This is a genomic window from Tsukamurella sp. 8F (assembly GCF_029167375.1).
Taxonomy (GTDB): Bacteria; Actinomycetota; Actinomycetes; order Mycobacteriales; family Mycobacteriaceae; genus Tsukamurella.
The window spans coordinates 25,077-48,866 of record NZ_JARFTP010000015.1 but is presented as its reverse complement, the minus strand read 5'-3'; the positions used below and the strand labels follow the sequence as shown (position 1 = coordinate 48,866).

At 69.4% G+C, this 23,790-nt stretch carries 24 protein-coding genes and 3 tRNA genes; 12 read left to right on the top strand and 15 right to left on the bottom strand.

The features are described from left to right. The first annotated feature begins 158 nt into the window (after positions 1–158). A complete protein-coding gene (locus tag P0W64_RS13200; RefSeq protein WP_275480583.1) occupies positions 159–869 on the top strand; it encodes a hypothetical protein in 711 nt (236 codons plus the stop codon). 103 nt (positions 870–972) lie between these two features. Here P0W64_RS13200 and P0W64_RS13195 read toward each other — a convergent pair whose 3' ends face one another. Next, complete coding sequence (locus P0W64_RS13195) at positions 973–2,259, bottom strand: MFS transporter (protein ID WP_275480582.1); 1,287 nt, start codon at positions 2,257–2,259, stop codon at positions 973–975. A gap of 71 nt (positions 2,260–2,330) precedes the next feature. On the opposite strand from P0W64_RS13195, the gene P0W64_RS13190 reads away from it, so the two are divergent. From P0W64_RS13190 to P0W64_RS13175, 4 genes are read left to right on the top strand one after another with little or no spacing between them, the layout of a single operon-like run. Further along, positions 2,331–3,338, top strand: a complete 1,008-nt coding sequence (locus tag P0W64_RS13190; protein WP_275480581.1) for a helix-turn-helix domain-containing protein — start codon at positions 2,331–2,333, stop codon at positions 3,336–3,338. A gap of 38 nt (positions 3,339–3,376) precedes the next feature. Further along, positions 3,377–3,898: a DUF779 domain-containing protein gene (locus tag P0W64_RS13185; protein WP_275480580.1), complete on the top strand. Its 522-nt coding sequence runs from the start codon at positions 3,377–3,379 to the stop codon at positions 3,896–3,898. 30 nt (positions 3,899–3,928) lie between these two features. Beyond that, positions 3,929–5,176: an acyltransferase gene (locus P0W64_RS13180; RefSeq protein WP_275480579.1), complete on the top strand. Its 1,248-nt coding sequence runs from the start codon at positions 3,929–3,931 to the stop codon at positions 5,174–5,176. A gap of 10 nt (positions 5,177–5,186) precedes the next feature. Continuing rightward, positions 5,187–6,293 (top strand): hypothetical protein, encoded by a 1,107-nt coding sequence (locus tag P0W64_RS13175; protein WP_275480578.1) that lies wholly within the window; start codon positions 5,187–5,189, stop codon positions 6,291–6,293. Here the strand turns inward: P0W64_RS13175 and P0W64_RS13170 are convergent. The 8 genes from P0W64_RS13170 to P0W64_RS13135 all read right to left on the bottom strand — a co-directional run bounded on the left by P0W64_RS13170 (position 6,266) and on the right by P0W64_RS13135 (position 13,698). Continuing rightward, the gene (locus P0W64_RS13170; protein WP_275480577.1) at positions 6,266–6,700 is read right to left on the bottom strand and encodes a thioesterase family protein; all 435 of its coding nucleotides are present in this window, start codon (positions 6,698–6,700) and stop codon (positions 6,266–6,268) included. The genes P0W64_RS13175 and P0W64_RS13170 overlap by 28 nt on opposite strands. Further along, on the bottom strand, positions 6,697–7,761 hold the full coding sequence (gene hisC, locus P0W64_RS13165; RefSeq protein WP_275480576.1) for a histidinol-phosphate transaminase: 1,065 nt from the start codon (positions 7,759–7,761) through the stop codon (positions 6,697–6,699). Before hisC ends, P0W64_RS13170 begins: the two co-directional genes overlap by 4 nt. A gap of 119 nt (positions 7,762–7,880) precedes the next feature. Then, the gene (locus P0W64_RS13160) at positions 7,881–9,890 is read right to left on the bottom strand and encodes a TerD family protein (RefSeq protein WP_275480575.1); all 2,010 of its coding nucleotides are present in this window, start codon (positions 9,888–9,890) and stop codon (positions 7,881–7,883) included. A 177-nt stretch (positions 9,891–10,067) separates the two neighbouring features. After that, positions 10,068–10,140 (bottom strand) — tRNA-Arg (locus P0W64_RS13155). Positions 10,141–10,171: 31 nt separating this feature from the next. Then, a tRNA-Ser gene (locus P0W64_RS13150) sits at positions 10,172–10,263 on the bottom strand. Between the two features lie 168 nt (positions 10,264–10,431). Further along, the gene (locus P0W64_RS13145) at positions 10,432–10,749 is read right to left on the bottom strand and encodes a YchJ family metal-binding protein (protein WP_275480574.1); all 318 of its coding nucleotides are present in this window, start codon (positions 10,747–10,749) and stop codon (positions 10,432–10,434) included. Positions 10,750–10,789: 40 nt separating this feature from the next. Continuing rightward, a complete protein-coding gene (locus P0W64_RS13140; RefSeq protein WP_275480573.1) occupies positions 10,790–12,313 on the bottom strand; it encodes an aldehyde dehydrogenase family protein in 1,524 nt (507 codons plus the stop codon). 95 nt (positions 12,314–12,408) lie between these two features. Continuing rightward, a complete protein-coding gene (locus P0W64_RS13135) occupies positions 12,409–13,698 on the bottom strand; it encodes a GAF domain-containing protein (protein WP_275480572.1) in 1,290 nt (429 codons plus the stop codon). Positions 13,699–13,771: 73 nt separating this feature from the next. Between P0W64_RS13135 and P0W64_RS13130 the strand changes: the two genes are divergently transcribed. Further along, positions 13,772–14,572, top strand: a complete 801-nt coding sequence (locus tag P0W64_RS13130) for an ion transporter (RefSeq protein WP_275480571.1) — start codon at positions 13,772–13,774, stop codon at positions 14,570–14,572. A 12-nt stretch (positions 14,573–14,584) separates the two neighbouring features. Here P0W64_RS13130 and P0W64_RS13125 read toward each other — a convergent pair whose 3' ends face one another. From P0W64_RS13125 to P0W64_RS13115, 3 genes are all read right to left on the bottom strand, one after another. Next, positions 14,585–15,328: a DJ-1/PfpI family protein gene (locus P0W64_RS13125; protein WP_275480570.1), complete on the bottom strand. Its 744-nt coding sequence runs from the start codon at positions 15,326–15,328 to the stop codon at positions 14,585–14,587. A 21-nt stretch (positions 15,329–15,349) separates the two neighbouring features. Further along, the gene (locus P0W64_RS13120; RefSeq protein WP_275480569.1) at positions 15,350–16,318 is read right to left on the bottom strand and encodes a GlxA family transcriptional regulator; all 969 of its coding nucleotides are present in this window, start codon (positions 16,316–16,318) and stop codon (positions 15,350–15,352) included. A 67-nt stretch (positions 16,319–16,385) separates the two neighbouring features. Further along, positions 16,386–18,392 (bottom strand): CocE/NonD family hydrolase, encoded by a 2,007-nt coding sequence (locus tag P0W64_RS13115; RefSeq protein WP_275480568.1) that lies wholly within the window; start codon positions 18,390–18,392, stop codon positions 16,386–16,388. Between the two features lie 307 nt (positions 18,393–18,699). On the opposite strand from P0W64_RS13115, the gene P0W64_RS13110 reads away from it, so the two are divergent. From P0W64_RS13110 to P0W64_RS13100, 3 genes are all read left to right on the top strand, one after another. After that, positions 18,700–19,146: a hypothetical protein gene (locus P0W64_RS13110; RefSeq protein WP_275480567.1), complete on the top strand. Its 447-nt coding sequence runs from the start codon at positions 18,700–18,702 to the stop codon at positions 19,144–19,146. A 1-nt stretch (position 19,147) separates the two neighbouring features. Next, a complete protein-coding gene (locus tag P0W64_RS13105; RefSeq protein WP_275480566.1) occupies positions 19,148–19,564 on the top strand; it encodes a RidA family protein in 417 nt (138 codons plus the stop codon). 124 nt (positions 19,565–19,688) lie between these two features. Continuing rightward, a complete protein-coding gene (locus P0W64_RS13100; protein ID WP_343232857.1) occupies positions 19,689–20,309 on the top strand; it encodes a putative glycolipid-binding domain-containing protein in 621 nt (206 codons plus the stop codon). Between the two features lie 10 nt (positions 20,310–20,319). Here the strand turns inward: P0W64_RS13100 and P0W64_RS13095 are convergent, their stop codons facing one another. Beyond that, positions 20,320–21,270 carry a prephenate dehydrogenase gene (locus P0W64_RS13095; protein WP_275480565.1) on the bottom strand — a complete coding sequence of 317 codons (951 nt, stop codon included), beginning with the start codon at positions 21,268–21,270 and terminating at the stop codon, positions 20,320–20,322. A gap of 54 nt (positions 21,271–21,324) precedes the next feature. Here P0W64_RS13095 and P0W64_RS13090 point away from each other — a divergent pair, with 54 nt between their 5' ends. The 3 genes from P0W64_RS13090 (at position 21,325) to P0W64_RS13080 (ending at position 22,448) form a co-directional block, all read left to right on the top strand. Continuing rightward, positions 21,325–21,852, top strand: coding sequence for a tRNA adenosine deaminase-associated protein (locus tag P0W64_RS13090; protein WP_275480564.1), 528 nt, complete (start codon positions 21,325–21,327; stop codon positions 21,850–21,852). 26 nt (positions 21,853–21,878) lie between these two features. After that, positions 21,879–22,313, top strand: coding sequence for a nucleoside deaminase (locus P0W64_RS13085; protein ID WP_275480646.1), 435 nt, complete (start codon positions 21,879–21,881; stop codon positions 22,311–22,313). Positions 22,314–22,360: 47 nt separating this feature from the next. Beyond that, a tRNA-Ser gene (locus tag P0W64_RS13080) sits at positions 22,361–22,448 on the top strand. On the opposite strand, the gene P0W64_RS13075 is transcribed toward P0W64_RS13080, so the two are convergent. Next, a complete protein-coding gene (locus tag P0W64_RS13075) occupies positions 22,430–23,140 on the bottom strand; it encodes a DUF2306 domain-containing protein (RefSeq protein WP_275480563.1) in 711 nt (236 codons plus the stop codon). The genes P0W64_RS13080 and P0W64_RS13075 overlap by 19 nt on opposite strands. Before the next feature lie 114 nt (positions 23,141–23,254). Continuing rightward, the gene (locus P0W64_RS13070; protein ID WP_275480562.1) at positions 23,255–23,689 is read right to left on the bottom strand and encodes a hypothetical protein; all 435 of its coding nucleotides are present in this window, start codon (positions 23,687–23,689) and stop codon (positions 23,255–23,257) included. Between the last annotated feature and the right edge of the window lie 101 nt (positions 23,690–23,790).

The window sequence follows — 23,790 nt, the reverse complement described above, 5'->3', positions numbered from 1 at the left end:
GGTGTGCTCACAAGTAAAGCGAAATCAGGGCAGCCTCGCCACGGGCTACAGCCCGGTACCCAGCGGGCTCTCAGCGACGAGGCGCACCGCCCGGTCCGGACTGCGATGTGCTGCACACGATTCGACGGGAGCATTGCGATCGCCGTAGAGTTTTCCGAGTGCCTCCCGACGAACACACGAACATCACCGCGTGGCGCGCAGACACCGAATTCCCCGTGGATTTCTCCGATGCCCTGAGTAGGTGGACCGCGGCGGCGCATGCGGTACTAGCCGAGACGGCCAAGCTCTACGGAGCCTTCATCACGCAGGCCGAACTCGCGGCGCGGGTCCAGGCCGACACCGGGATCAAGGCGGGCGGGCCGGTCCGGCTGTGGATCGACGACCTGCTCGGCGGCGTGACGCTGGCGTGCGCTGAGGCGGGTGAGCCCCCACTCGCGGCACTGTGCGTGCGCCTCGATCAGTCGGTCGGCGACGCGTACGTCCACGTGCTCGAGGTCGCGGGGCTGCCCAAGCCCGACGATCTCGACACGCATGCCGCCTTCGCGCGGTTCCAGTGCTACGAGCATTTCGGCGCTGCCATCCCCGCCGGCGCCGGTCCGGTGCTCACGCCGCGGGTCGCCGAGAAGCGGGCCTCGCAACGTCCGGGCCGCGCGCCTAAGCCGGCGAAGGCCGCGCCGAGCAGGCGCGTCGTCAAAGCGAAGGCGCCGGCGGTTCCGAAGACGGCCGAGTCCGTCGGATCCGCGCGTGCGAAGGCGGCGAGCGGATCCGCGCGTGCGAAGGCGGCGAGGCCGGAGGAGCCGAAGCCCAAGCTCTGCCCGAACTGCTTCACCGTTCTATCGACCACCGGGGTGTGTGGCTTCTGCTCATGACCTCGGGCCGACCGTCGATCGCTGAGGGACGATCACGCCCCGTGAGGGCTTGTCGACGACCATCCGTGGGAGCGGTGGGTGCGCACTGAAACGTCGTCAAGCGTCAGGCGACGGGAACGGCCTGCGGCTCCCCGGTGGACCGCCGCACGCGCGGCACGGCCCAGCACAGCCCGGCCGCGATGACGCACAATCCGGCAGCGGTGTAGAACGCCGGGTCGTAACCGCCCGAAGCGTCGCGGATGTACCCGGCGCCGACGGCGGCGACCGCCGCACCGACCTGATGCGATGCGAAGACCCAGCCGAACACCACGGACGTCTGCTCACCGAAGTGTTTACGGCACAGGGCGATGGTCGGAGGCACCGTCGCCACCCAGTCCAGCCCGTAGAACAGGATGAACACCCAGAGACTGGGGGTCGCGTGGCCCGTGAGCAGCGAGGGCAGGAGCGCCAGTGCGATCCCACGGCCCACGTAGTAGACGACCAGCAGCACTCGTGAGTCGAGGCGGTCGGTGAACCAACCGGACGCGATGGTGCCGACCACGTCGAACACGCCGATCAGTGCCAGAAGACTCGCAGCGGTCGTGGGCGGCATGCCGTGGTCCTGCGCCGCGGGGATGAAGTGCGTCTGCAGCAGCCCGTTGGTGGTCGCACCGCAGATCGCGAAGCTGCCTGCGAGGAGCCAGAACACGCGGTGGTGAGCTGCGTCGAACAGGGCTGCGACTGCACGCCTCGCGGTCCCACCCTGATATACGGGCCGGGGCACGAGCTCCGTCGCGCCGTACGGCGGGAGCCCCTTGTCGGCCGGGAACGAGCGGACGGCCACCGCCACGATCGGGGCGACCGCCAGAGCCACCGCGGTCACCAGGAGGGTGGCGACTCGCCAGCCGTAGCGATCGGTGAGCATCGCGACCACCGGCAGGAAGATCAGCTGCCCCGTCGCGCTCGCCGCGGTGAGCACGCCCGTGACGAGGCCACGTCGGGCCACGAACCAGCGGGTCGCCACTGTCGCCACGACGGCCATCGAGATCGATCCCGTGCCGAGTCCCACGAGCACGCCCCACAGCAGGATCAGCTGCCAGCTGGCGGTCATCAGCGTCGAGAGCCCGGTGCCGGCCGCGATCAGCACCAGAGCCCCGCACACCACCGGCCGGATCCCGAGGCGGTCCATGAGCGCGGCAGCGAACGGTGCCGTCAGGCCGTAAAGGGCCATGTTCACCGACATCGCCATGCCGATCGTGGCATGCGACCAGCCGAACTCCATGTGCAGCGGATCCATCATCACGCCCGGCACGGAACGGAATCCGGCTGCGCCGAGTATCGCCACGAATGTCACGGCGGCGACGATCCACGCGTAGTGGAGCAGCTTGCGGTCCCTCGTCAGGTCTGTCACACGATCTATGGTCGCGGGACGCTCGTCCGTGAACCAGTGGCAGGGTTGACAACTAATGAAAGAATCGTGCCATGCATACGGTTGCTGTGCTCCTGTTGGAGAAGATCGTCGGCTTCGATGCGTCGATTCCGCCGATGTGCTTCTCGGAGGCGGTCGATGACGACGGCCGACCTCTCTATCGCGTCGTCAGCTGCGGCCTGAGTACCGACCCGGTGCCTGCTACGCAGGGGTACGCGATCGTGCCAGAGGCGGGCCCGGAGGTTCTCGCCGAGGCGGACACGGTCATCGTGCCGGGGACCAAAGTGGATGGTCCGCGCCGACGCGCGGAGCTGTCCGGCGAGCTCGCCGCTGCGCTCGGCCGGATCCGGCCCGGCACGCGCATGGTGTCGATCTGCACCGGCGCGTTCGTGCTCGCGGCGGCGGGCCTGCTCGACGGCCGCGACGTGACCACGCACTGGAAGTACGGCGCCGACCTGCGCCGTCTCTACCCCGAGGTGCGGCTGGCGGAGCGTGTCCTCTACACCGACGACGGCGACGTGCTCACCTCCGCGGGCCTCGCCGCCGGGCTCGACCTGTGCCTGCACATCATCCGAAAGGACCACGGCGCCGCGGTCGCGAACCGGGTCGCCCGGCACTGTGTCATCCCGCCGGCGCGGGAGGGCACGCAGACCCAGTTCGTGGCTCGGCCGGTTCCGGACTCGGTCGGGTCGACCGCCGCGGTGCGGGCATGGGCCGCCGAGCACCTGGACGAACCTCTCACCGTCGCGGCCCTGGCGGCGCGCGCCGCGCTGAGTACCCGGACCTTCAACCGTCGGTTCCGGGAGGAGACGGGGCTCTCGCCCGGGGCGTGGCTGCTGCGGTGTCGTGTCGACCTCGCCCGGGAGCTACTCGAGACCACGGACCTGTCCGTCGACGACGTCGCGCGCCGCGCCGGACTGGGCACGGGGTCCGGTCTGCGGCAGCACCTGCGACGCGACGTCGGGATGGCACCACTGCGGTACCGGCAGGCATTCCGTGCCTCGGGCACGCCACCCGGTCGGGCAGTGGCGCAGGTCACAGAAGGGGCGCTACGGTCGTAGGTAGCAGGCAGCCCACACTCAGCCCGAGGAGTACGACCATGAACGCACCCGCGCGCGTCCTGGTGACGGCCAAGGCGCAGGTGATGCTGCGCAATCTGCTTCAGACGCACGGCGGCCTGATGTTCCACCAGAGCGGCGGCTGCTGCGACGGATCGTCGCCCATGTGCTATCCGCTGGGGGAGTATCTGATCGGTGACAGAGACGTGCTCCTCGGGATCCTCGACCTGCGCGTCGACGCGGGCGTGCCGTCGCCCGACCTCCCGACCGGCGCCGACGGCGTGCCCGTCTGGATCTCCGGCTCGCAGTTCGGCGCGTGGAAACACACTCAGCTGATCATCGACCTCGTTCCCGGTCGCGGCTCGGGCTTCTCTCTGGAGGGTCCGGAGGGATTCCGGTTCCTGTCGCGTGGCCGCGTGTTCTCGGATGACGAGGTCGTGGCTCTGCAGTCGGCACCCCCGGTACTCGGTGCCGCCTACGCGGAAGGGACGCTGCCGCCCCTGCCGGCCGAGCCCACCGTCGTCGCGGTCGCGGACGAAGCCTGTCCGGTCCCGGCCAGGTAGAGGGTCGCCCGGCGCAGGCAGAATGGCGGGATGCAGCAGCGCGTCGCCTCTCTGACCGGCTTGCGAGCGCTAGCCGCGGCCGCGGTGTGCGCTACGCATGCCGCGTTCTGGACCGGCAACTACACACCGGATACCGCGGGAAACGCCTTTGCGCGCCTCGAGGTCGGGGTCCCGGTGTTCTTTGCTCTGTCGGGTTTCCTGCTGTTCCGGCCATGGGTGCGCGTGCTGACCGACGGGGCGGGGCGCCAGCCGTCGCTGCGGCATTACGCCTGGCACCGATTCCGCAGGGTGCTGCCGGCGTATTGGATCGTCGTCATCGCGGTGTACCTCGTGTACCTGGTGCGGGACGATCCGAACCCATCCGGGCACGGCATTGGTGGGCTTGTCCGGAATCTGACGCTCACTCAGATCTACGGCCTCGGCCACCTGCGCAATGGCCTCACACAGACGTGGAGCATGTGCGTCGAGGTGGCGTTCTACCTGGTCCTACCCGTGACAGCGTGGGTGCTGACCGCCGTCGTCTGCCGATATCGATACCGCCTCGGGCGACTTCTCACGGCGCTCGCGGTGCTCGCCGCGGTCACGCCGGTGTGGATAGTCCTGACGCCGGACCCAGCCTTCCTCGACTTCACCGCCCGGCTGTGGCCGCCCGAATTCGGGTGGTGGTTCGTGGCGGGGATGGCGCTGGCCGCGGTCGCGCCCCGGATCCGGCGGTGGCCCGCGTGGGCTACTCCGGCGTGTCTCGCGGTTGCGGCCGCGGCGTTCGCGGTCGCGTGTCTGCCGCTTGCCGGGCCGCCGACGATCGTCCCGAACGACACCGGCCAGGCGATCACCAAATCGATGCTCTACCTGGTGTTCTCCGTCACGGTTATAGCGCCCCTCGCATTCGGCTCCTCCGGTTGGTTCACGCGGGCCTTGGGAACCCGCCCGGTGGTGTGGCTGGGTGACATCTCCTACGAGTTCTTCCTGGTCCACCTGATCGTGTTGGACATCCTCCTGGCGGACGTGTTCGGCTGGCGCGTGTTCACCGGACACTTCGTGATCGCGTTCCTCGGTACGGCGGTCGTATCGATCCCCCTGGCCTGGCTGCTGCGGTTCGTGACCCGGTTCGGTGACAATGGGGGCCGCACCCCGCGACGGAAGGAGGCGAACCATGGCGGAACCGGTGGACGCGGCAGATCAGCCGCGCGTGGACGCAGCGGAATCGGCCGGGCCGGGAGCCGCGGTGGATCCGTCGGGTCCAGCGCACATCGACGCACCGGTGCGCCGATGGTGTGAGGCGCGCGCCGTGCCGGGATTCCGCCCGGACCTGTCCGACGGTGCCGCGCTGCTCATCGCGGCGGGACGCCTCCCCCAGCAGACCCGCGAGGTGGTGCTGCGGCGCTTCGAGAGCGACGCGACCTTCCCGGACCTGGGCGGCTACGCACGTCTCCGACGCCTGACGCGGACCGCCGAGCGCGCGTCGTCCGAGCGCCGCAGGGAGCCATTGGCGCCCCTGGCCGGAGCGATCGACGCCGCTGAGTCCCTGCGTGCCGCCGAGGCTCGGCGCAAGCTCGGCTCGTACCGGCACGGCTTCACCGTGAACCGCCGCAGCTTCGGGGCCGGTGTGCGCGCCGTGCGCAGAGCGCGCCGGGACGCAGTGCACTTGGACCTCGACGAGCGGGACCTACTGTTCGACGCTCTCTGCCGCACGCCCGCGCCGATCGTGCCGGGGTCCGCGGCGCTCGCCGCGCGACGGTTCGTTCGGGCTGCGGCACCGGTCGTCCGGCTCGCGACGCTGCACGCGCCCGACGCCATCGCCGATTGGGTCGAGGGGCACCGTCCGCCGGACACGGAGTCGTCGGTGTTCGACGACCGGTACGAGGTGCTTCTCTACGTCGCGGGCGCCGTCTACGACAGGGTCGTGGACTCGCGTTCTGCGCACTCCGGCGAGCTCGACGAGCAGCTTCTACAGCTGGACCTCGCGACCGATCTGGTCCAGATATCGGCCGACGCCACCGCCCTCGGAGACGTTTGGGGAAACCTGCGCGGCGCCCCCGGTCTTGCAGACGGCGCTCGCAGCGGCGAGCTGGACCGCGTGTGGAACGAGCTGGTCGACCGCGTTGTCGCCCTGTCTGCGGTCGGCGACCTGGTCGACGCGGAGGACAAGCGCATCGGTGCGGACAAGCGATCGCGGTCGGAGGTCGCCGCTTCGGTCGATGAGCAGATCGACGAGCTCGTCCGCAGGTCGGGGGAGCGTGAGCTGTCCATCGCGGGTGCGCGGCGCGTCGCCGCGCAGCTGGAACAACGGGTCGTCGCACGGCTCCCCGGCAGGTCGGCGCAAGCGCTGCCTGCAGGCTCGGACCCGGAGGACGACGGTGACGGGCCTCAGCCCCTGGACCAGGCCGTCAGGTAGCCCTTCTCGGTATCGGTGAGGCGCCGCAGGGTGCGCTTCTCGACGTCGACGACAGCCATCTGCGTGGTGGCGATGACCGCGGGGCGCGAGTCGGGGGCGGCCTCCGCGCCCCGCACCTCGTAGCCGATGGTGAAGTCCACCGTGCGGTTACCGGCGATGTACATGCCGACCCGCACCGGCGAATCCTCGTGTCGCAGTTGGCCTTTGTACTTGATCGCCACGTCCGCGATGAAAGCGCTCTTGATCAGCGGCGCGTACTCCTCGCCCGCCGACAGCAGCCACGCGATGCGCGCCTCCTCGAGCAGGGTCACCATCCGCGCGTGATTGACGTGTCCCAGCGCGTCCATGTCCGACCAGCGGACCGGGACCCGTGCCTCGAATGCGAAGCCGCTCTTCCCCAGACTCATCGGCGCCACTTCGTCGCGAAGTCGAGGAACGCGTCGTCCTCCGCGCGGTCGGTGACGGTGACCCGCACGCCGTCGCCGGCGAACGCCCGGACGATGAGCCCCGCAGCGGCCGCATCGGCGGCGAACGGCGCGGCGTCGTCCCCTAGGGCGAGCCACACGAAGTTCGACTGCGACGGCGGCACGTCGTAGCCGGCCGCGAGCAGTGCCTCGCGGACGCGGCTGCGCTCGGCGACGACGGTCTCCGTGCGCGCCAGCAACTCGTCGCCGGCATCCAGCGACGCGATGGCGGCGGCCTGCGCGACCGAGTTCACGCTGAACGGGATGTGCACCTTGGAGAGAGCCGTGATGATCGCGGGGTCGCCGATCGCGTAGCCCACGCGTAGCCCCGCCAGCCCATAGGCTTTCGAGAAGGTCCGCAGCGCAATGACATTGGGAAACTCTCGGGTGATCTCGACGCCGTCGACCCGGTCGCCCGTAGCCTTGTTCGTGCGGTGGTATTCGAAGTACGCCTCGTCCAGGCCGACCACGATGTGCGGGGGCACCCGCTGCAGGAACGCCCTGAGGTCGTCACGCGAGATCGTCGTGCCCGTCGGGTTGTTGGGATTGCAGACGAAGATCAGGCGCGTGCGGTCGGTGATCGCGGCGAGCATCGCGTCCAGGTCATGGCGATGGTCGGCCGTGAGCGGCACCTGCACGGGCATAGCGCCGACGACCTGCGCCACGATCGGATACGACTCGAAGGAGCGCCACGGCATGAGGACCTCGTCGCCCGGTTCGCACGTGATCTGCGCGAGGCCGAGGCACAACGACGATGATCCGCAGCCGACCTGGATGTTCTCCGGCGTGACGCCGGTGAGCTTCGCGAGCTCGTCCCGGAGTTCGACGGCGCCGTTGTCCGGGTACCGGTTCGCGCCGGCCGCCGCCGCCGCGGCGCTCTCGAGGACGCCGGGCAGCGGGCCCTGTGCGATCTCATTGGAGGCGAGCTTGATCGCACCCGGGACGGTCTTTCCGGGGACATACGCGGGGACGTGCTCGAGGTCGGGTCGGATGTAAGGCGCCACCTCGCCAGAGTATCCGCCGGGCGCGGCCTTCTCGGCGCCGACGGTGTCGATCCCTTCGCTGTCCGCGCGGCCTTTCCCGCTCGCCGCCGGGACGAGACCGCCTGGCAGGCGCACCATCACTATCGATCTGGGCGAGGTGGTCGCAGCACCTGGGTGATCTCGGCGTAGAACGAGTCGACGAGCTCGACCATCGTGGTTACGAAACCGTTGTCGGTGGCGGCGCGCTTCGTCCCCATGGACGCTTCCGCGGTCACGGTGAATTCTCGGATGTCCTTATCGTTCGGCGGGAGCAGTGTGCTGGGATCGGCACGTGCCGTCTCTAGCAGTGCTGAGGTGACGTCGCTCCGGCTGCCTAGGTGGTGGGCGGTGATCCGCAACCGTGGAGGTGCGTCTGTGAGCTGACGCAGCAACCAGTTGACTTTTGTGCTCGTCCGCCCCGTACGTGGAGCGGCGACCTGTTGGGCGCAACTGATCCGTTGTCGCGCAAGATTGGCGTTGACGACGATCGGCGAGGTGGCGCCGGCCACGCGGAGTGATCCGAACAACTCGCCTGAGTCTGCCAGCTGCTTCGCGCGGCTCACCGCGTCGGCGGGGCTACCCGGGATCTGCGAGGTGACCGTTTGACCGGTGAGTGCGGTCAACTGGAGGGCCACATGTCGCGTGAGTTGATCGAACCGAGTACAGATCGCGGCGGTCGCTTGGTCGCCCGGTGCCAGTGTGCCGTCGCTGACCTCGCTGCGAACCTTGACCCAATGGCGACCCATATCCGAGAACGACCACATCCCGGAGTGAGGATCGGCACCGTAGCGAATGAATTCCTCCAGAAGCCGATCGTGCGTTCGATTCGGTGTCTCGCCCGCACGTGCGAGCGCGGCTTCGGTAACGATCTCCTCCCATGAGATGTGCTGCACCGTGACCGATTTCGGAGGTCGAGCGGCAACAACGAACGGGAGGTCTGCCGCACACGGCATGAGATCGCAGCTGATGGTAATCACCGCATCGAAGTTCTTCACACGGGCCAGCTTGATGTAGGAATCGACCTGATCGAAGGTGAGTGTTCCCTTGCCCGTCTTCACTTCGACGAGTGCTGTCCAACTCGTCGCGCCTCGAGTGACACGAACAAGTCCGTCGGGACGAAGATCCTGGCCCGCGTGCGAGAACCGAACCTCGGTGAAGGTCTCAACTCTTCCGCGGGGACCGCCCATCAGTGTGACGATCCGCTTACCGAGGTCGGGGACGATCTCCATCATCGCCAAGAAGGTCGACGTGGTACGTCCCTCCTGTTCTGCGCTCGATTTCATCCCGACCGTCGGGAACAGACGGGCCGATCGCCATGTGTCTGGGGAGCGCACGAAGGCGAGCCCGGGCGAGATTCGCTCCCTCCAGTCCTGCGGGAGCTTTGCCACCGTCCGACGCCTTCGTCCGAGCGCGACTTTCGGTTCGGGGAGCTGCTCAGCCTCGCCCGACGACGTCGATGTCGCAGCGTCTGCCAGGTCCGGCGCGGCGGCGTCCGGGGATCGGGTATCTGGAGGCTCTACCTCCTGTGTGTGATCGACCTCGATGCCGTAATCGGTGACGAGGGCCGACAGGCCGTCGCGGTATCCCTGTCCGACGGCGCGGATCTTCCATTGGGTGTCGCGCCGGTATATTTCGCCGAAGATCAGTGCCCGCTCGTCCGTGAGCCCTACCAGGGAGCTGACGAGGGCGGGTGGACCGCCGACTGTAGATGCCGACATGTGTACGGCATCGACGCTGCCGAATGTGATCTGCTCGGGTACGTCCGGGTCGATGCTCGCTGCAACGACGACGAGTTCTACCGAATCAGGGAGCTCGCTGAGGTCGACTGTGACAGTCGCCGCCCTGTCGCCGTCGGTGCCGACCTCGGCGGCCGGAAGTAACCGCACGGCTCCGTTGGCTCCGGTGGGCTGGTTGTAGAACACCAGGTCCTTATTCGAGCGGACTCTGCCGTCCTGGCCGACGACCACGGCACTGACATCCGTGGGCACTCGAGGATGACCGTCCTGGAAGACTGTCTCGATGCTGATCGCAATGTGTGCGGCTGGATCACCGAATGCATCCTCGACGGTGAGATTGGCACCCTTGCTGAGAGCGCGCGGCGATGATGACATCGACCAAACCTAGCGCTATGCGTGAAGGTTGGTCGGCTTCTCATGGAGGCGCACTGATCGAGCGCCGCCGTTGGCCGACAACCGAAATGCCGCGCGAAGAACGGTGGGTAAACGGTGGGCGAATCAAATCAGGGCCCGTTCCCTGGGATGGAAACCGGCCCTGACCTGGTGTGATTGTGCGCCCGAAGGGATTCGAACCCCTGACCTTCTGATCCGTAGTCAGATGCTCTATCCACTGAGCTACGGGCGCTTGTATTCAGTTGTGCCGACGGAGGTCGACGTGGCGGAGGCGAGAGGATTTGAACCTCCGGTCCGGTTGTAGCCGGACAACTCATTAGCAGTGAGTCCCATTCGGCCGCTCTGGCACGCCTCCTCAAGGCGCGATCCGCGAGCGCTCCGAACCCGGGGCACGTCGCCAACCGCCGGATCGAAACACTACACAACGCGGATGATGATATGCAAAACAGCTGGTAGACGTGATGCGGTCCAGAGTGGGCATGAGACGGTCCGACGGCCTGGGCAGCTGCCGCCAGCGAGTGACTCAGGGTTCGAGCTGATCCCCATCGACGTAGTACCAGCGCCGGCCCTCGCGGACGAAGCGGGAGCGCTCATGGAGCACGCCGTGTTGCCCGCCCGAGAGGTACGTTGCGCGGAACTCGACGATGCCGTCGATGTCGTCGGGCCCGCCCGCCACGGTGTCGACGATCTGAAGACCCCGCCACGTCGGGTTCCCCGACAGGTCCACGGCGGCGGGCCGTGTCGAGACATGCCAGGACGCCGACAGCCAATCGGCGTCGGCGTCCCGGAAAGCGGCGAAGCGGGAGCGCATCAGAGCCTCAGCGGTATCGGGCCACTCCATGGCCGCGATCCTGCCAGCCGAGGCCGGAGGCGCCAAGGGATCAGAAGAAGCCCTGGGCCTTGGGTGCGTACGACACCAACAGGTTCTTCGTCTGCTGGTAGTGGTCGAGCATCATCTTGTGGTTCTCGCGCCCGATCCCGGACTGCTTGTATCCGCCGAACGCCGCGTGCGCCGGGTACTGGTGGTACGTGTTGGTCCACACACGGCCGGCCTGGATGTCGCGCCCCGCCCGGTATGCGACGGTGCCGTTGCGTGACCACACGCCCGCGCCCAGCCCGTACAGGGTGTCGTTGGCGATGGAGATCGCGTCGTCGTAGTCCTTGAACGACGTGACCGACACGACCGGGCCGAAGATCTCCTCCTGGAAGATCCGCATGCCGTTGTGCCCGGTGAATATGGTCGGCTGCATGTAGTAGCCACCGGACAGGTCACCGCCCAGGTCGGCGCGCTCGCCGCCGGTCACGACCTGGGCGCCCTCGCCCTTGCCGATCTCGACGTAGGAGAGGATCTTCTCCAGCTGGTCGTTGGACGCCTGCGCGCCGATCATGGTGTCGGTGTCGAGCGGGTCGCCCTGCCGGATCGCCTTGGTGCGGATCGCCGCGAGCGAGAGGAAGTCGTCGTAGATCGGCTCCTCCAGTAGTGCGCGGGACGGGCACGTGCAGACCTCGCCCTGGTTGAGGGCGAACATGGTGAAGCCTTCGAGCGCCTTGTCCTGGAAGTCGTCGTTATCCAGCATGACGTCCTTGAAGAACACGTTCGGCGACTTGCCACCCAGCTCGAGCGTGACCGGGATCAGGTTCTGCGACGCATACTGCATGATCAGGCGGCCGGTCGTGGTCTCGCCGGTGAATGCGATCTTGGCGATACGCGGGTTGGAGGCCAGTGGCTTGCCGGCCTCGGCGCCGAAGCCGTTCACGATGTTCACCACGCCCGGGGGCAGCAGGTCCTCGATCAGCGAGTACAGGTACATCACGGAGACCGGCGTCTGCTCGGCGGGCTTGAGTACCACCGCGTTCCCCGCGGCGAGTGCCGGAGCGAGCTTCCAGATCGCCATCAGGATCGGGAAGTTCCACGGGATGATCTGTCCGACCACGCCAAGCGGCTCGTGGAAGTGGTACGCGACGGTGTTCTCGTCGATCTCCGAGATGCCGCCCTCCTGTGCGCGCAGGACGCCGGCGAAGTAGCGCAGATGGTCGACGGCGAGCGGGATGTCCGCGTTGAGCGTCTCGCGGATGGGCTTGCCGTTCTCCCAGGACTCGGCGAGAGCGATCGACTCGAGGTTCTCCTCGACGCGGTCTGCGATCCGGTTCAGGACCAGCGCGCGGGCGGCGGGCGCGGTCTTGCCCCACGCGGGTGCCGCGGCGTGGGCGGCGTCGAGTGCGAGCTCGACGTCCTCTGCGGTCGAGCGCGCGACCTCGCAGAAGGCCTGGCCGGTGACGGGTGTGGGGTTCTCGAAGTACTGGCCCTTGACCGGAGGTACCTCCTTGCCTCCGATGATGTTGTCGTAGCGCGACTTGAACGCCATCTTGGCGCCCTCGGTGCCCGGGCGTGCGTAAACGGTCATGTGGCTCTCCTCCATCGGTGGCCGACTGCAGTGAATGCGCCTCCAACGCTATGCCGGTGAGAGTTGCATCACAGTTGCACGGATGCGGGAGGGTGTCACCCCAGGTCGAGGGCCAATCCGGCGAGGTGTCCACCCGCCTCTGCGCGGCCGGCGGTGCCGCCGTGACGGTGCAGGATGTGCCAGCCCTCGCGGTCGTCGCGGCCGTCGGGCAGATCGAGCCAGCGGCGCAGGAGGCCGAGGTCGCGGGTCGCGGCGACGGCGGCCCGGACGCTCTCGGACAACTCGGTGCGCAGTCGGGCGACGCCGGGGGAGACCGACTGCGGGAGCAGCGGCCCGGGGTATCGGTCGAGTGCGGTGGCGCCGTCGCCGGCGCGGACGGCTGCGACGACGGCGTCGGCGTCGATCTCGACCGGCCTCGAGAGTCGGTAGGGCCGCGAGCCCAGGAATTCGGCGCCGACGGCCTTGCGCAGCCGGGACATCTCCGCGCGCACGGTCACGACGTCGAGGTCGCCGTCGTCGAGCAGCAGCGCGAGGTGGTCGGCCGACAGCCCCTCGGGGTGGCGCGCAAGCAGGACCAGGATGTCGGCATGCCGCCCGGTGAGCGGCAGGGTGCGCGTGGTGCCGTCGGCGGCGCGGGCGGACCACTCGGGCCGCCGGGCGCCTAGGACGCGTAATGCCGCCTCCGGCGCGGGGGCGGGTGGCGTGACCGAGTTCAGGCGTAGCACCGCCAGCTGCCCCTCGACGGCGAGAGCCGTCGCGCGCAGCAGCGCGAGCGTCTGCGGCGTCGTGATGTCCTCGCCGCCCGTGACGTCCAGCACTCCGAGCGCGGCGTGCGTGGCGGGGTCGTGGATCGGTACGGCGGTGCAGCTCCAGCGATGCGCGGCGCGCGCGAAGTGCTCGGACTCGCGGATCTGCACCTCGCGGTCCAGCGTCAGGGCGGTGCCCGGCGCGTTGGTGCCGGCCGCGCGCTCGCTCCAGACGGTGCCCGGCATGAAGTTCATCGCCTCTGCGCGGCGCAGCACGGCCCGGTCGCCCTCGACCCACAGCAGGGTTCCGTCGACCGCACCCACGGCCACCATCACACCCGACGATTCCGTCGCATCGTCGACCAGCAGCCGCCGGATCGTCGGCATCACGGGCGCGAGGGGATGGGTGGCGCGCAGCGACGCGAGGGTGTTGCCGGTCTCGGGCGCCTCGCCGTCGGGGTCCACCCCCGTCTCGAGGCTGCGCTGCCAGCTCTCCGCCACAAGGCGTCGCAGCGCGCTCTCGCGGAGTGAGAGCGCGTCGATCTCACCCGCGATGAATCGCTCGTGGAGCGCGCGGACCGGGCCGCCGGGCTGCACGGTCGCATCCGGCACGCCGAGACCGCGTGAGACTGACGTCACATACCCACGGTAGCGCGGATCGACGGAAGCGCCTGTGGGTACCTCGAAGATGCTCCCTGGGAGAGTGGTGGCCATGACCGTCGAGCAGAAACGTGAGCACCAGCGTCGTTCCACGCTCGCCGACTACCCCTCCAAGCCCCCGGTGGGCGTCGCCGATTGGACGATGCTGGTCATCGCTCTGGTGTCCGTCGTCCTGCTGTGCTGGGTGACTTTCGGCAACGTCTCTCCCGAGGTGGAACGGCGGGTGATCATCGCCGACTACGTGATCTGCGGCGTGTTCGCGATCGAGTTCGTGTGGCGGTGGCGGCGCAGTGGCGAGGGCTGGCGATTCCCCGTCCGGTACTGGTACGAGGTGCTAGGGATGATCCCGGTTTCGGATCCCCTGTTCCGCTCCTTCCGGCTGCTGCGGATCGTGTTGGTCCTCGCGCGCCTCGGCCGGGCTGCCGACCGGGCTTTCGGTGACCGGGTGACCGCGACGGTCCTGCAGCGCTCCACCGACGCGCTGGTCGAGACGATCAAGCGTCCGATCACGATCGCCGTCATGGACGAGGTCGCCGCCGTGCTGCGCACGGGTCGATACACCCAGAACATCGCCTCCGCGCTCGAGGAGAACCGGGGTGAGATCGACGAGATGATCGTGGAGCTGGTCAAGCAGGACAGCCGGATCGGTCGCCTGCGCTGGCTCCCCTTCCACGACGATGTGGTCCGGCTCGTCAGCGACACCGTCTTCCGGCTGGTGTTCGAGGTGCTCCGCGACCCGCGGACGGACGAACTGGTCGCCGACGCCCTCCGCGAGAACATCGACCAGATGCGGGCGGCGGTGCGCGAACGCGATCGCGAGGCCGAGGCCGACAGGGAGGCGGCAGCGCGCTGACCGGCGTAGGGGTCAGATCGCGCGCCGTAGTCGCGTCGTGAGCCCCGGACGGAGGCCGCGTATCGCCGCGATCGCCCGGTCCCATGCGAAGAGCGCGCCGTCACGTAGCGACTCGACGTCGGCCAGGTCCCGACTCAGCAGCGCCGTCGCACGCGCTTTCGTCGCCGCGGAGGCCTTGGACATGTGGCCGGTGTCGAACGGCGGCTGCGGGTCGTACTCGAGGACCAGCTGGATCGCCTGCGCGAACTCGTCGCCCCCGATGCGCGCCGCGAGCCACAGGCCGAGATCGATACCTGCCGACACGCCGGCGGCGGTGACCACATCGCCCTCATGCACGATCCGCCGGTCCGGCACCGGTGCTACCCCGAACGTGCGCAGCGCTGGCAGCCCGGACCAATGCGACGTCGCCGACCGGCCTTCCAGTAGCCCCGCCGCGGCCAGGATCACCGAGCCCGTGCAGACCGATGTCGTCCACGTGGCATGCGTATGTGCGGCGCGGAGCCAGGCCAGCAGTTCCTCGTCGCGGGTGGCTGCTACGCAGCCGGGCCCGCCCGGGACGAGGACGATATCGGGTTCGGGCGTCTCGTCGAAGCCGTGCGTCGCGCCGACCAGGAGGCCGCCGGCGTCGTTCGCGACGGGACCGGGCGCGTGCGCGACGAAGCGCACCTGGGCGTCCGGCAGGGCGCGCAGCACCTCGTACGGACCGATGAAGTCGAGGGCGGTGAAGCGGGGGTAGAGGACGATCGCGATCTGCATGGTTGCTCCTCGGTGAGGGTTCTAGGCGAAGTTCTTGCGGTAGCGGTCGGGCGGGACGCCGAGCCGGCGGACGAACACGCGTCGCAGGGTCTCTGCGCTGCCGAAGCCGCAACGGTCGGCGACGACGGCGACGGTGTCGTCAGACTCCTCCAGCAGTCGCCGCGCCGCCTCCACGCGGCTGCGTTCGAGGTATGCGCCCGGCGATTCGCCGACCTCGGCGGTGAACACTCGCGTGAAATGACGCGGACTCATGGAGGCGTGCTGCGCGAGCGTGGCGACGGTGTGAGGTCGGCCCGGCGCGGACTCGATCGCCTCCTGCACGGCGCGGATGGGCGTGCGCGCGGCGCGCGGCATCCAGACGGGCGCGGCGAACTGGGTCTGGCCGCCTGTGCGGCGCAGCGGCAGGATCATCCAGCGGGCGACGGTCTGAGCGACCTCGGTGCCGTGGTCGTCCTCCACCAGCCGCAGCGCCAGGTCGATGCCCGCCGTCACCCCGGCCGCGGTCCACACCTGGTCCGAGCTGCGTACGAAGATGGGGTCGGGGTCGACGTTGACCGCGGGGTACTCCGCTGCGAGACGCTCGGCTGCGGCCCAGTGCGTGGTGGCGGTACACCCGTCGAGCAGCCCGGCCTCCGCGACCAGGAGAGCGCCGCTGCACACGCTCACGACTCGCCGGGCGCGACCCGCGACGACGGCGATCCAGCCGGTCAACGCGGTGTCGGTGCGGGCATCGTCGGCGCCGAACCCACCCGGCACGACGACGGTGTCGATCGGTTCGTCCGGAGTCGGTAGCGGGCGGGCGCCGAGCTCGAGCCCGTTGAACGCCGTGACGGGGCGACCGTCGATCGAGACCACGCGCACCGAGTAGCCGGGCTCGCGGACGCCCAACGCCGCCAGGCACCCCGTGGCGCCGCTGAAGACGTCGAACGGCCCCACCACGTCGAGTGCCTGCACGCCCGCGTACCCGAGGATGACCACCGTTCGCGTCACGTGTCCAGTGTGTTCAGCGAGGGCGCGTGGCGTCCAGGTCACGCACCCCACAGATCAGGACACGCGCTCACCAACCCGGGTCGCCGATGAGGCGCAGCGTCAGGTACGACGGCGCGTCCGGATCCAGCACGAGCGATTGGCGCCCCAGACGTGTGCGGATCAGGTCCGGCACGGTGGCGAGATAGCGGGGGAAGCTGCCCGCATACACGTCGACGCGGATGCGGTGCCCCTCGTCGATCAACGCATCCGTGTCGACCAGATCGATGTCGAGCTCGTACACCACGTCGGGCTCGACGGGCAGCTTGGCGGCCTCGGTGAGCGGATGGAACGCGCTCAGCAGTTCCCCGGCATCGTCGTAATCGCTGCGTGCGGAGTCGACGGCCCGGTTGGTCGCGGTGAGGGCGCCGCCCGTGAGCACAGTCGAGGTGCCGTCGGGCGCCACATCGTTGACGGTTGCGGTCCAGATCGCCTCATGCCCCTGGCCGCTCGCCGCGATCCGCAGATTGAGCGCGCCGCTGATCTGTACGGGCTCGGCTGCGGGCGGGGTGGTGAACGACAGGGCGCCGCGCTCCTGGGTCCCCGCCTCGTCGAACGCCGCAAACCCCTTGGTGAGGCCGGCGGTCACCTGGGTCATGTCGCGCGAGACCGCGCCGCGCAGGTCGGGACGCGTGTCCAAGCGGGCATGCCGACGCCCGGGGAGGCCGTCGAGGCGGCCGTCGAAGCGCGCGTGCGGGGCGGTATCCGACGGTGCGGACGTCAGGTAGAGGCGCCGCGTGCGCGCCCCGGCGCGCGGGAACTCGGAGCCCGACGTCCACTGCCCGCCCTGCTGCATGAGCGTCACCGGACCGTACCCGTCGACGCCGTTGTCGACGCCCTTGAGCCATCGGTCGTACCAGGCACGCTGGAGCACGTCGATGCGTGGCGGGCTCTGCCGCCCGCCGAACCCGGTGCCCATGTCGAAGTGATAGCCGTCCGTGACCAGCATCTGCTTCTGGCCGGCCGGCAGGTTGAGGCGGCGGTAGATGCGCGGCGTGGACCTGCCGAACAGATCGTGCCAGCCGCCGAACAGGAACGTCGGTGCCGTGATCGCGTCGATCTGCGGGTCCCGTACGTCGAAGTACGGGTTGTCGTGGATGCGCGGGTCCCTCCCGGTGAGAACGCCCGCCACCACGGCCGTGAGCTCGGTCGCGGGTGACGCGATGCGGCTGAGCAGCCAGCCGAGGGTGTTCCCGTGCAGGGCGTCGTGCAGCACGGTGCGCGGATTGGGGACCCACTTGAGCGCGTTGACAACGCTCAACCACATAGGGATGAACGCCGACGGTAGGCCGCCGGTGATGTAGATGTCGCGGACTATGTCCTCGCTGCCCTCGATCGCGAAGACGGCCTTCAGGCCGGGCGGGTTGTGCCCGGCCGCCTGGAGCGAGTTGATCGCGGAGTAGGACCAGCCGCCCATACCGAGGTTGCCGTCGCACCACTCCTGCTCGCGCGCCCAGCCCAGGATCTCGACGGAGTCCTGCTGCTCGCGGCTGCCGAGTATCTGCCACACGCCATGTGACGCGCCGGTGCCGCGGACATCGACGATGACCTGCACATAACCGCTGCGGACCAGGCGCCGGTTGATGCCGAATCCGTCCAGCAGCCCGCCCGTGAGGTCCATGGCGCCGCCGGTCATCGCCTTCGACGCGCGGGTGACGGCGGGCCCGATCACGGGCGTGTGGGTCGCGGTGTCGATCGCGTCGACGACCGCGCGGTTGTACGGGTTGATGTTGATGATCGCGGGGTAGGGCGTCGAGACGGGGCGTCCCGTGCGGTCCGCGGGGCGGACGACGGTGGCGCGCATGATCACGCCGTCGCTCATCCTCAGGTCGACGTTGCGGTCGATGTGCACGCGCGGATGGGCGAGGTGGCCGTCGACGCTCTCGCGCCACAGGAGCGCGTCGGCGCCGCCGGTGGGGTCGCCGAGCGGCAGGGTCGGCTCGGGGGTGACGTAGCGACGTGCACCCGGGCGGGTCGTCCACAGCGGGGCGGCCTGGGCGCTGCGCCGTGCCGAGCCGCCGATCGGGCTGGTGGTCATCGCTCACCTCGTCTCGGGTGCGCGCGGCCACTCGTCCTGCGCGCTGATTCTCAATCGCACGGGACTCGAAGGCTGAGCACGACACCCCGTCGTGTCGCGGTCCGTGGAATGCAGACCCTTGACGCCAAGATAGGTGATCTGGAACACGGTGCAACGTCGGGGGCGGGTTTGTTGCCGAACAGTTACTCGCGTGTCACTCGATCACCGGCACGTACGGAGCCGGTAGGACAGCGACGCGACGTACGTGTCGGTGCCGCCGGATAGGCTGGGCCGGACCGTTCATCGATAAGCGAAAGGCCGATCCACATTGACCACTCCCCTGACGACGTCGCTGCTCGACGAGGCTCGCCGCCCGGCCGTCGTGGCCGACTTCGCGTCGGTCGTCGACGCCGAGGTCAAGGACAAGGGCGGCCTCTCGGGCGCCACGATCAAGACGGCGTACGCGGCGGTCAAGAAGGTGTCGCCATCCGTCATCGAGTCGGCGCTCGGCAAGCTGCTGCCGGACTTCGCGGCCTCTCTGGACCCGTTCTGGTCCGACTTCACGGCGCAGGGTGGGGGAGACTTCGGTGACTACCTGTCGGGCCGGGGCGACGAGGTGGGCGACGCACTCCTGGCCGTGACCGATCGGAAGGCCGAGTCGACCACCCAGCCCGCGCTGCGCAAGGCCTATCAGAGCCTGCGCGGCAAGGCCAAGGACAACGTCGTCGCCGCGCTGCCGCGCGTCGGTGCCGCCGTCCAGAAGCACGCGGGCTGAGATGGGCGCCGTACGTCTCGCGGGGTCCGACCGGCTCACTTCGGCCGTCACCCACGCGTACAGCGCAGTAGTCGCCCCGGGCGCGACCCTCTTCACCGCCGGAGTCGCCCCGCTCGACGAGGGCGGTACGACCGTCGCGCCGGGCGACGTCGTCGGCCAGGTGCGGCAGACACTTGCGAACCTCGCCGTGTTGCTCGAGGAACAGGGCGCCGGGCCCGGCGACGTCGCGAAGTTGACCGTGTATGTGGCCGAGCGGTTGCAGGTCGACCTCCAGGTCGCCGCCGATGCTGTCAGCGAGCACTTCGATACAGCGCCCCCGCTCGCGGTGGTCGGTGTGACACGCCTGCGGTACGACGACCAGGTCATCGAGATAGAGGCGGTCGCGGCAGTGCCCGGCGTGGCCACGCCGGACGCGTAAACCGTTCGCGGAGTTCACGTCCCGCCGTGCCCCGGAGAGTCGCACGGACGTTCCCGAAGGCCGAGCGGGGCGGGTTCACCCGCCCCGCTCCGTGGCCGGGGCGGGACGGGCTACCGTATAGGGCGTGACTACCGAAGGCACCAGCTCACCGGTTTCGGCGGACGCAGCGCCCACGGGCGGCGCTTGGCCGCGCATGCTCACCTGGCGTTCCGAGGACGGGTCGCTCATGGAGTCGGTCAGGGTCCAGAAGACGGGTGACCGGATCAAGGCGTACGGCCGGATCATCGGCGCCGCAACGGAGGAGAACGCAGCCTTCAACGCCTCGTACGACCTGGTGACCGACGACGCGGGCGTGACGAAGCGCCTATCGGTCCACGTGCTCACCGCGACGGGCGACACGCAGGTGTCGATCGCGCGCGACGGTGAGGACCACTGGCTTGTGCATGGTGTCTCGGGTTCGACCCGCGGTGAGTACTCGGGCGCCAAGGACGTCGACGTACTCAAGTCCGCGTTCTTCAACACGCTCACCATCCGCAGACACGACCTGCAGACGCACCCGGAACAGGTGGACGTCCCTGTCGTGTACGTGGACCTGCCCGGCCTCGAGGTGCACGAGACCACGATCAACTACGACGCCGCAGCCGACGGAATCACCGTCATCTCGCCGGTCTCGAGCTCCAAGATCTCCGTCGACCCGGACGGCTTCGTGGTCGACTACCCGGGGCTCAGCCGCCGCGTCGACTGACATTTCGAGGTCACGGCAACTCCGTGACCACCCCGCCCGCGTGCCCGGCCTCGCGCAGCGCACGCTGCCACCCGGCGCCGTCGAGCGCGGGTGTGAAGGGCGTGCGTGTCACCGCGTCGTAGTCCCGCCGCGCAGAGTGCCCCCGCTCGACGAGCCCGGCCACGGTGCCGTGCTCCGCGAGCTCTCCGCGCACCGCGGACAACTCGGCGATGGTGTCGTCGAGCGCGTGCAGCAGTGCGTCCCGGTTGCTCTCGCACATCGCGCGGACCAGCGACGGCGGCGTGCCCGCTACCCGGGTGACGTCGCGGAACGAGCTTGCGGCCAGGCTCAGCGCCAGGCGGCTCGCTGCAGGGTCTGCCTCGGCGGTGACGGCTGCGGCCTCGGCGACCATGTGTACCGAATGGGATATCCGCGCGACTGCCGCGTCGTGCTCCGCTGAACCCGCGGGGACGACCGCAGCACCGCAGTCCAGGCCCACCGAGGCGGCTTCCAGCCATGCCCGCGCGGGTGTCGCATCGTCGGCTACGACCACCCACGTCGCGCCGTCGAACAGTTCCGCATCGGTCGCGGACCAGCCGGACTGCGCGGTCCCGGCCATGGGATGGCCCCCGGCGTAGCGGGAGGTGAGACCTGCGGCCGCGACCCGCTTCGCGACGTGCGCCTTCACGCTCACGGCGTCGGTCAGCCATGCGTGCGGTGCGTGGTCGGCGACGGAGGCGAGCACGGAATCGAGTGCCGGGACCGGCACCGCGACCAGCACGACATGCCCTTCGTCGGCCCGCGCGAGGGTTGCTGCCAGGTCGGACGAGGTGTCGAAGCCGTCTGCCGCAGCGGCGTCTACGCCGGCCTGAGAACGATTCCATCCGTACGTCGCGCGCCCGGCACGGGTCAGCGCGCGCAGCACGGATCCGCCGATCAGGCCGAGGCCGAGGACGCAGACGGGGGTGTCGGAGGTGGGCACGTCGTCCAGGTTTCCACAGTTCAATTCCACGGTCCGAACCGCTACGGTTCTCCCATGGCCGCACAGACCCAGCAGCAGGACGACGACCTCGGCGGCTACGCCGTCGCCGTGGTCCGTGGTGAGACCTCGTGGACGGTGACCTCCCTGGACTCCCGCGCTCTGACCAGCCTGCCCGCCGCCGAGGAGGCTTTGCGGGAACTCCGCGCGGCAGGTGCGTCGTTCGGGATCCTCGACGTGGACGATGCGTTCTTCGTGATCGTCCGCCCGGGTCCTGCCGGGACCCGACTGCTGCTGTCCGACGCGACGGCCGCCGTCGTCTACGAGGTCGCCGAGGAGGTACTGGACGAGCTCAGCGTCGACGTGCCCGACATCGACGCCGACGAGCTCGAGGAGGTCGACCCCTGGGAGGAGGGCGACCTCACGATCCTCGCCGACCTGGGCCTGGGCGAGCAGGAGCTGAGCGCCATCCTCGCCGATCAGGAACTGTTTCCCGAGGAGCAGATCGCGCGCATCGCGGAACGGCTCGAGTTCGACGGTCCGCTCGACGCAGCCCTGGAGAAGGCCGGGTACACGCGGCCGTGAGGCACCCGGACGCGGCGCGCGCGGCGATGGCGCACGCCCTCGACGCCGCGTACCTGTCCGGACCGGACGACGTCCCCGTCGGCGCCGTCGTCCTGGGGCCGGGCGGTGCGGTGCTCGGTGCCGCCGGCAACCGGCGCGAGGCGACGGGCGACCCGACGGCACATGCCGAGATACTCGCGATCCGCGAGGCCGTGAAGAGGCACGGCGACGGCTGGCGGCTGACCGGCTGCACGCTGGCCGTGACGCTCGAGCCGTGCGCGATGTGCGCGGGCGCGGTCGTCGCGGCTCGGATCTCGGAGCTGATATTCGGTGCGTGGGAGCCGAAGACCGGCGCTGTCGGCTCTGTGTGGGACGTCGTGCGCGACCCCCGGGTGACGCATCGCGTGGCCGTGCGTGGCGGCGTCGCCGAGGATCGGTGTGCAGCGCTGCTTACGGGATTTTTCGCCGGGCACCGGGAATGACCTGCCGATTCTCCGATCCGCAGCCGTGTCCGGTAGAGTCTCTCGGCGGTGGCGTGTCCGAGCGGCCGAAGGTGCAACACTCGAAATGTTGTGTGCGGTAACCCCGTACCGAGGGTTCAAATCCCTCCGCCACCGCTGAGGAAGACCCCCTCCCGAACTCGGGAGGGGGTCTTCTCGTTCTCCCGGGCCGCGTGGTCGGAGTGGCGGCGCGCGGGGCGCACCGTCGGGCGCAGTTCCAGCCAGAGTTCCACGGCCAGCAGCGGCAGGATCCAGCTCAGCCAGCTGGTGATAGGCGGGATCGACGCCTCATCCGGTGAGCCTGCGAGCACGATCGCGACGATCGGGCCGATGATCCGGTTCAGCATGATCGAGTAGCACAGCGCCGCGCTGCGCAGCATCCAGCGGCGGTGCCCGGCTACGTTGCCGCGCCGGATCGCCACCACGCCTGCGATGGTGCAACCGGCGGTGGTCAGCGCGAACGTCACGTGACTCGCGGCCGTCGCGGGGCCGAACGGTGTGACGGCCGCGAGCATGATCGCCATGACCGGAACCGTGATCATGCATATCGCATACGCCCGGCCCGCGATCCGATGCCACCGCGCGAGCCACCTGCGGCCCAGCTGGATGAGGCCCGCGACCATGGCGACTGACCCGGCGGCGATGTGTGCCACCAGCAGCGGGTGGTACCAGGTGGGTAGCGCGTCCTCAGGGATCCGTGTGCCGCCGGACAGGTACGGCGGCCAGGAGTATGCGAGGAAGCCGATGACCACCAGCGCGGCGGTGAGCAGGCCGAGCGCGGGGGAGCTGCGGAATCGGTTGTGGGCCATGCCCGTAAAGCTACGAGCGCCCGGCGCGACGCAGGATCACCCGCGCGGGTGAAGGGAGCCCCTACTCGAGCGGTAGGGGCATCGGGGACGTATGGGTCGCTCGCTCGTCGCCCGCTACTGTTTTATGAAGAGCCCGAATTCCCTACCGTCCTTGGTGCACGTGCCGAGCATGCCGGGCACCTTGCCCATGCCGCACTTCCAGCCGTCGATCGTCGCCGGCTTGGCCGACGCGATCTTCGGGCCGAATGCGGTGGCGATGGGCATCACCTCGGTGCACTCGACGGGCTTGGAACCCTGCAGGACATTGACGTCGAGTGGGCCCTCGGGGCCGCGCGCGGTCCCGCACAGTCGGGCGGGCTTGCCGGGTGCCGCCGACGGTGCGGCGGATGCCGTGGACGTCGCCTGTGGGGCGGACGTCGCGGGAGAAGAGGTCTGCGATCCGGATCCACACGCGGTGAGCGCCGCACCGAGCCCGGCCGCGGCGATCCCGACGGTGACGAGGGTGACGGATCGCGGGCGACGGGCGGCGGTCGTTCGAGGGGCACGCATGACTCCCACGGTAACGGGCGGGCGCTCGTGACCGAAGTCACGAATCGAGGGCGGCGCGTCGGTGGGCGACGATCGCCCCTGGTAGGACCTGCGTAGACGGC

Coding starts and splice junctions, on each gene's coding strand:
- P0W64_RS13190 (WP_275480581.1), top strand. CDS start 2,331: ATGCATACGGTTGCTGTGCTCCTGTTGGAGAAGATCGTCGGCTTCGAT.
- P0W64_RS13185 (WP_275480580.1), top strand. CDS start 3,377: ATGAACGCACCCGCGCGCGTCCTGGTGACGGCCAAGGCGCAGGTGATG.
- P0W64_RS13180 (WP_275480579.1), top strand. CDS start 3,929: ATGCAGCAGCGCGTCGCCTCTCTGACCGGCTTGCGAGCGCTAGCCGCG.
- P0W64_RS13170 (WP_275480577.1), bottom strand. CDS start 6,700: ATGAGTCTGGGGAAGAGCGGCTTCGCATTCGAGGCACGGGTCCCGGTC.
- P0W64_RS13160 (WP_275480575.1), bottom strand. CDS start 9,890: ATGTCATCATCGCCGCGCGCTCTCAGCAAGGGTGCCAATCTCACCGTC.
- P0W64_RS13145 (WP_275480574.1), bottom strand. CDS start 10,749: ATGGAGTGGCCCGATACCGCTGAGGCTCTGATGCGCTCCCGCTTCGCC.
- P0W64_RS13140 (WP_275480573.1), bottom strand. CDS start 12,313: ATGACCGTTTACGCACGCCCGGGCACCGAGGGCGCCAAGATGGCGTTC.
- P0W64_RS13130 (WP_275480571.1), top strand. CDS start 13,772: ATGACCGTCGAGCAGAAACGTGAGCACCAGCGTCGTTCCACGCTCGCC.
- P0W64_RS13125 (WP_275480570.1), bottom strand. CDS start 15,328: ATGCAGATCGCGATCGTCCTCTACCCCCGCTTCACCGCCCTCGACTTC.
- P0W64_RS13115 (WP_275480568.1), bottom strand. CDS start 18,392: ATGACCACCAGCCCGATCGGCGGCTCGGCACGGCGCAGCGCCCAGGCC.
- P0W64_RS13105 (WP_275480566.1), top strand. CDS start 19,148: ATGGGCGCCGTACGTCTCGCGGGGTCCGACCGGCTCACTTCGGCCGTC.
- P0W64_RS13090 (WP_275480564.1), top strand. CDS start 21,325: ATGGCCGCACAGACCCAGCAGCAGGACGACGACCTCGGCGGCTACGCC.
- P0W64_RS13085 (WP_275480646.1), top strand. CDS start 21,879: ATGGCGCACGCCCTCGACGCCGCGTACCTGTCCGGACCGGACGACGTC.
- P0W64_RS13075 (WP_275480563.1), bottom strand. CDS start 23,140: ATGGCCCACAACCGATTCCGCAGCTCCCCCGCGCTCGGCCTGCTCACC.
- P0W64_RS13070 (WP_275480562.1), bottom strand. CDS start 23,689: ATGCGTGCCCCTCGAACGACCGCCGCCCGTCGCCCGCGATCCGTCACC.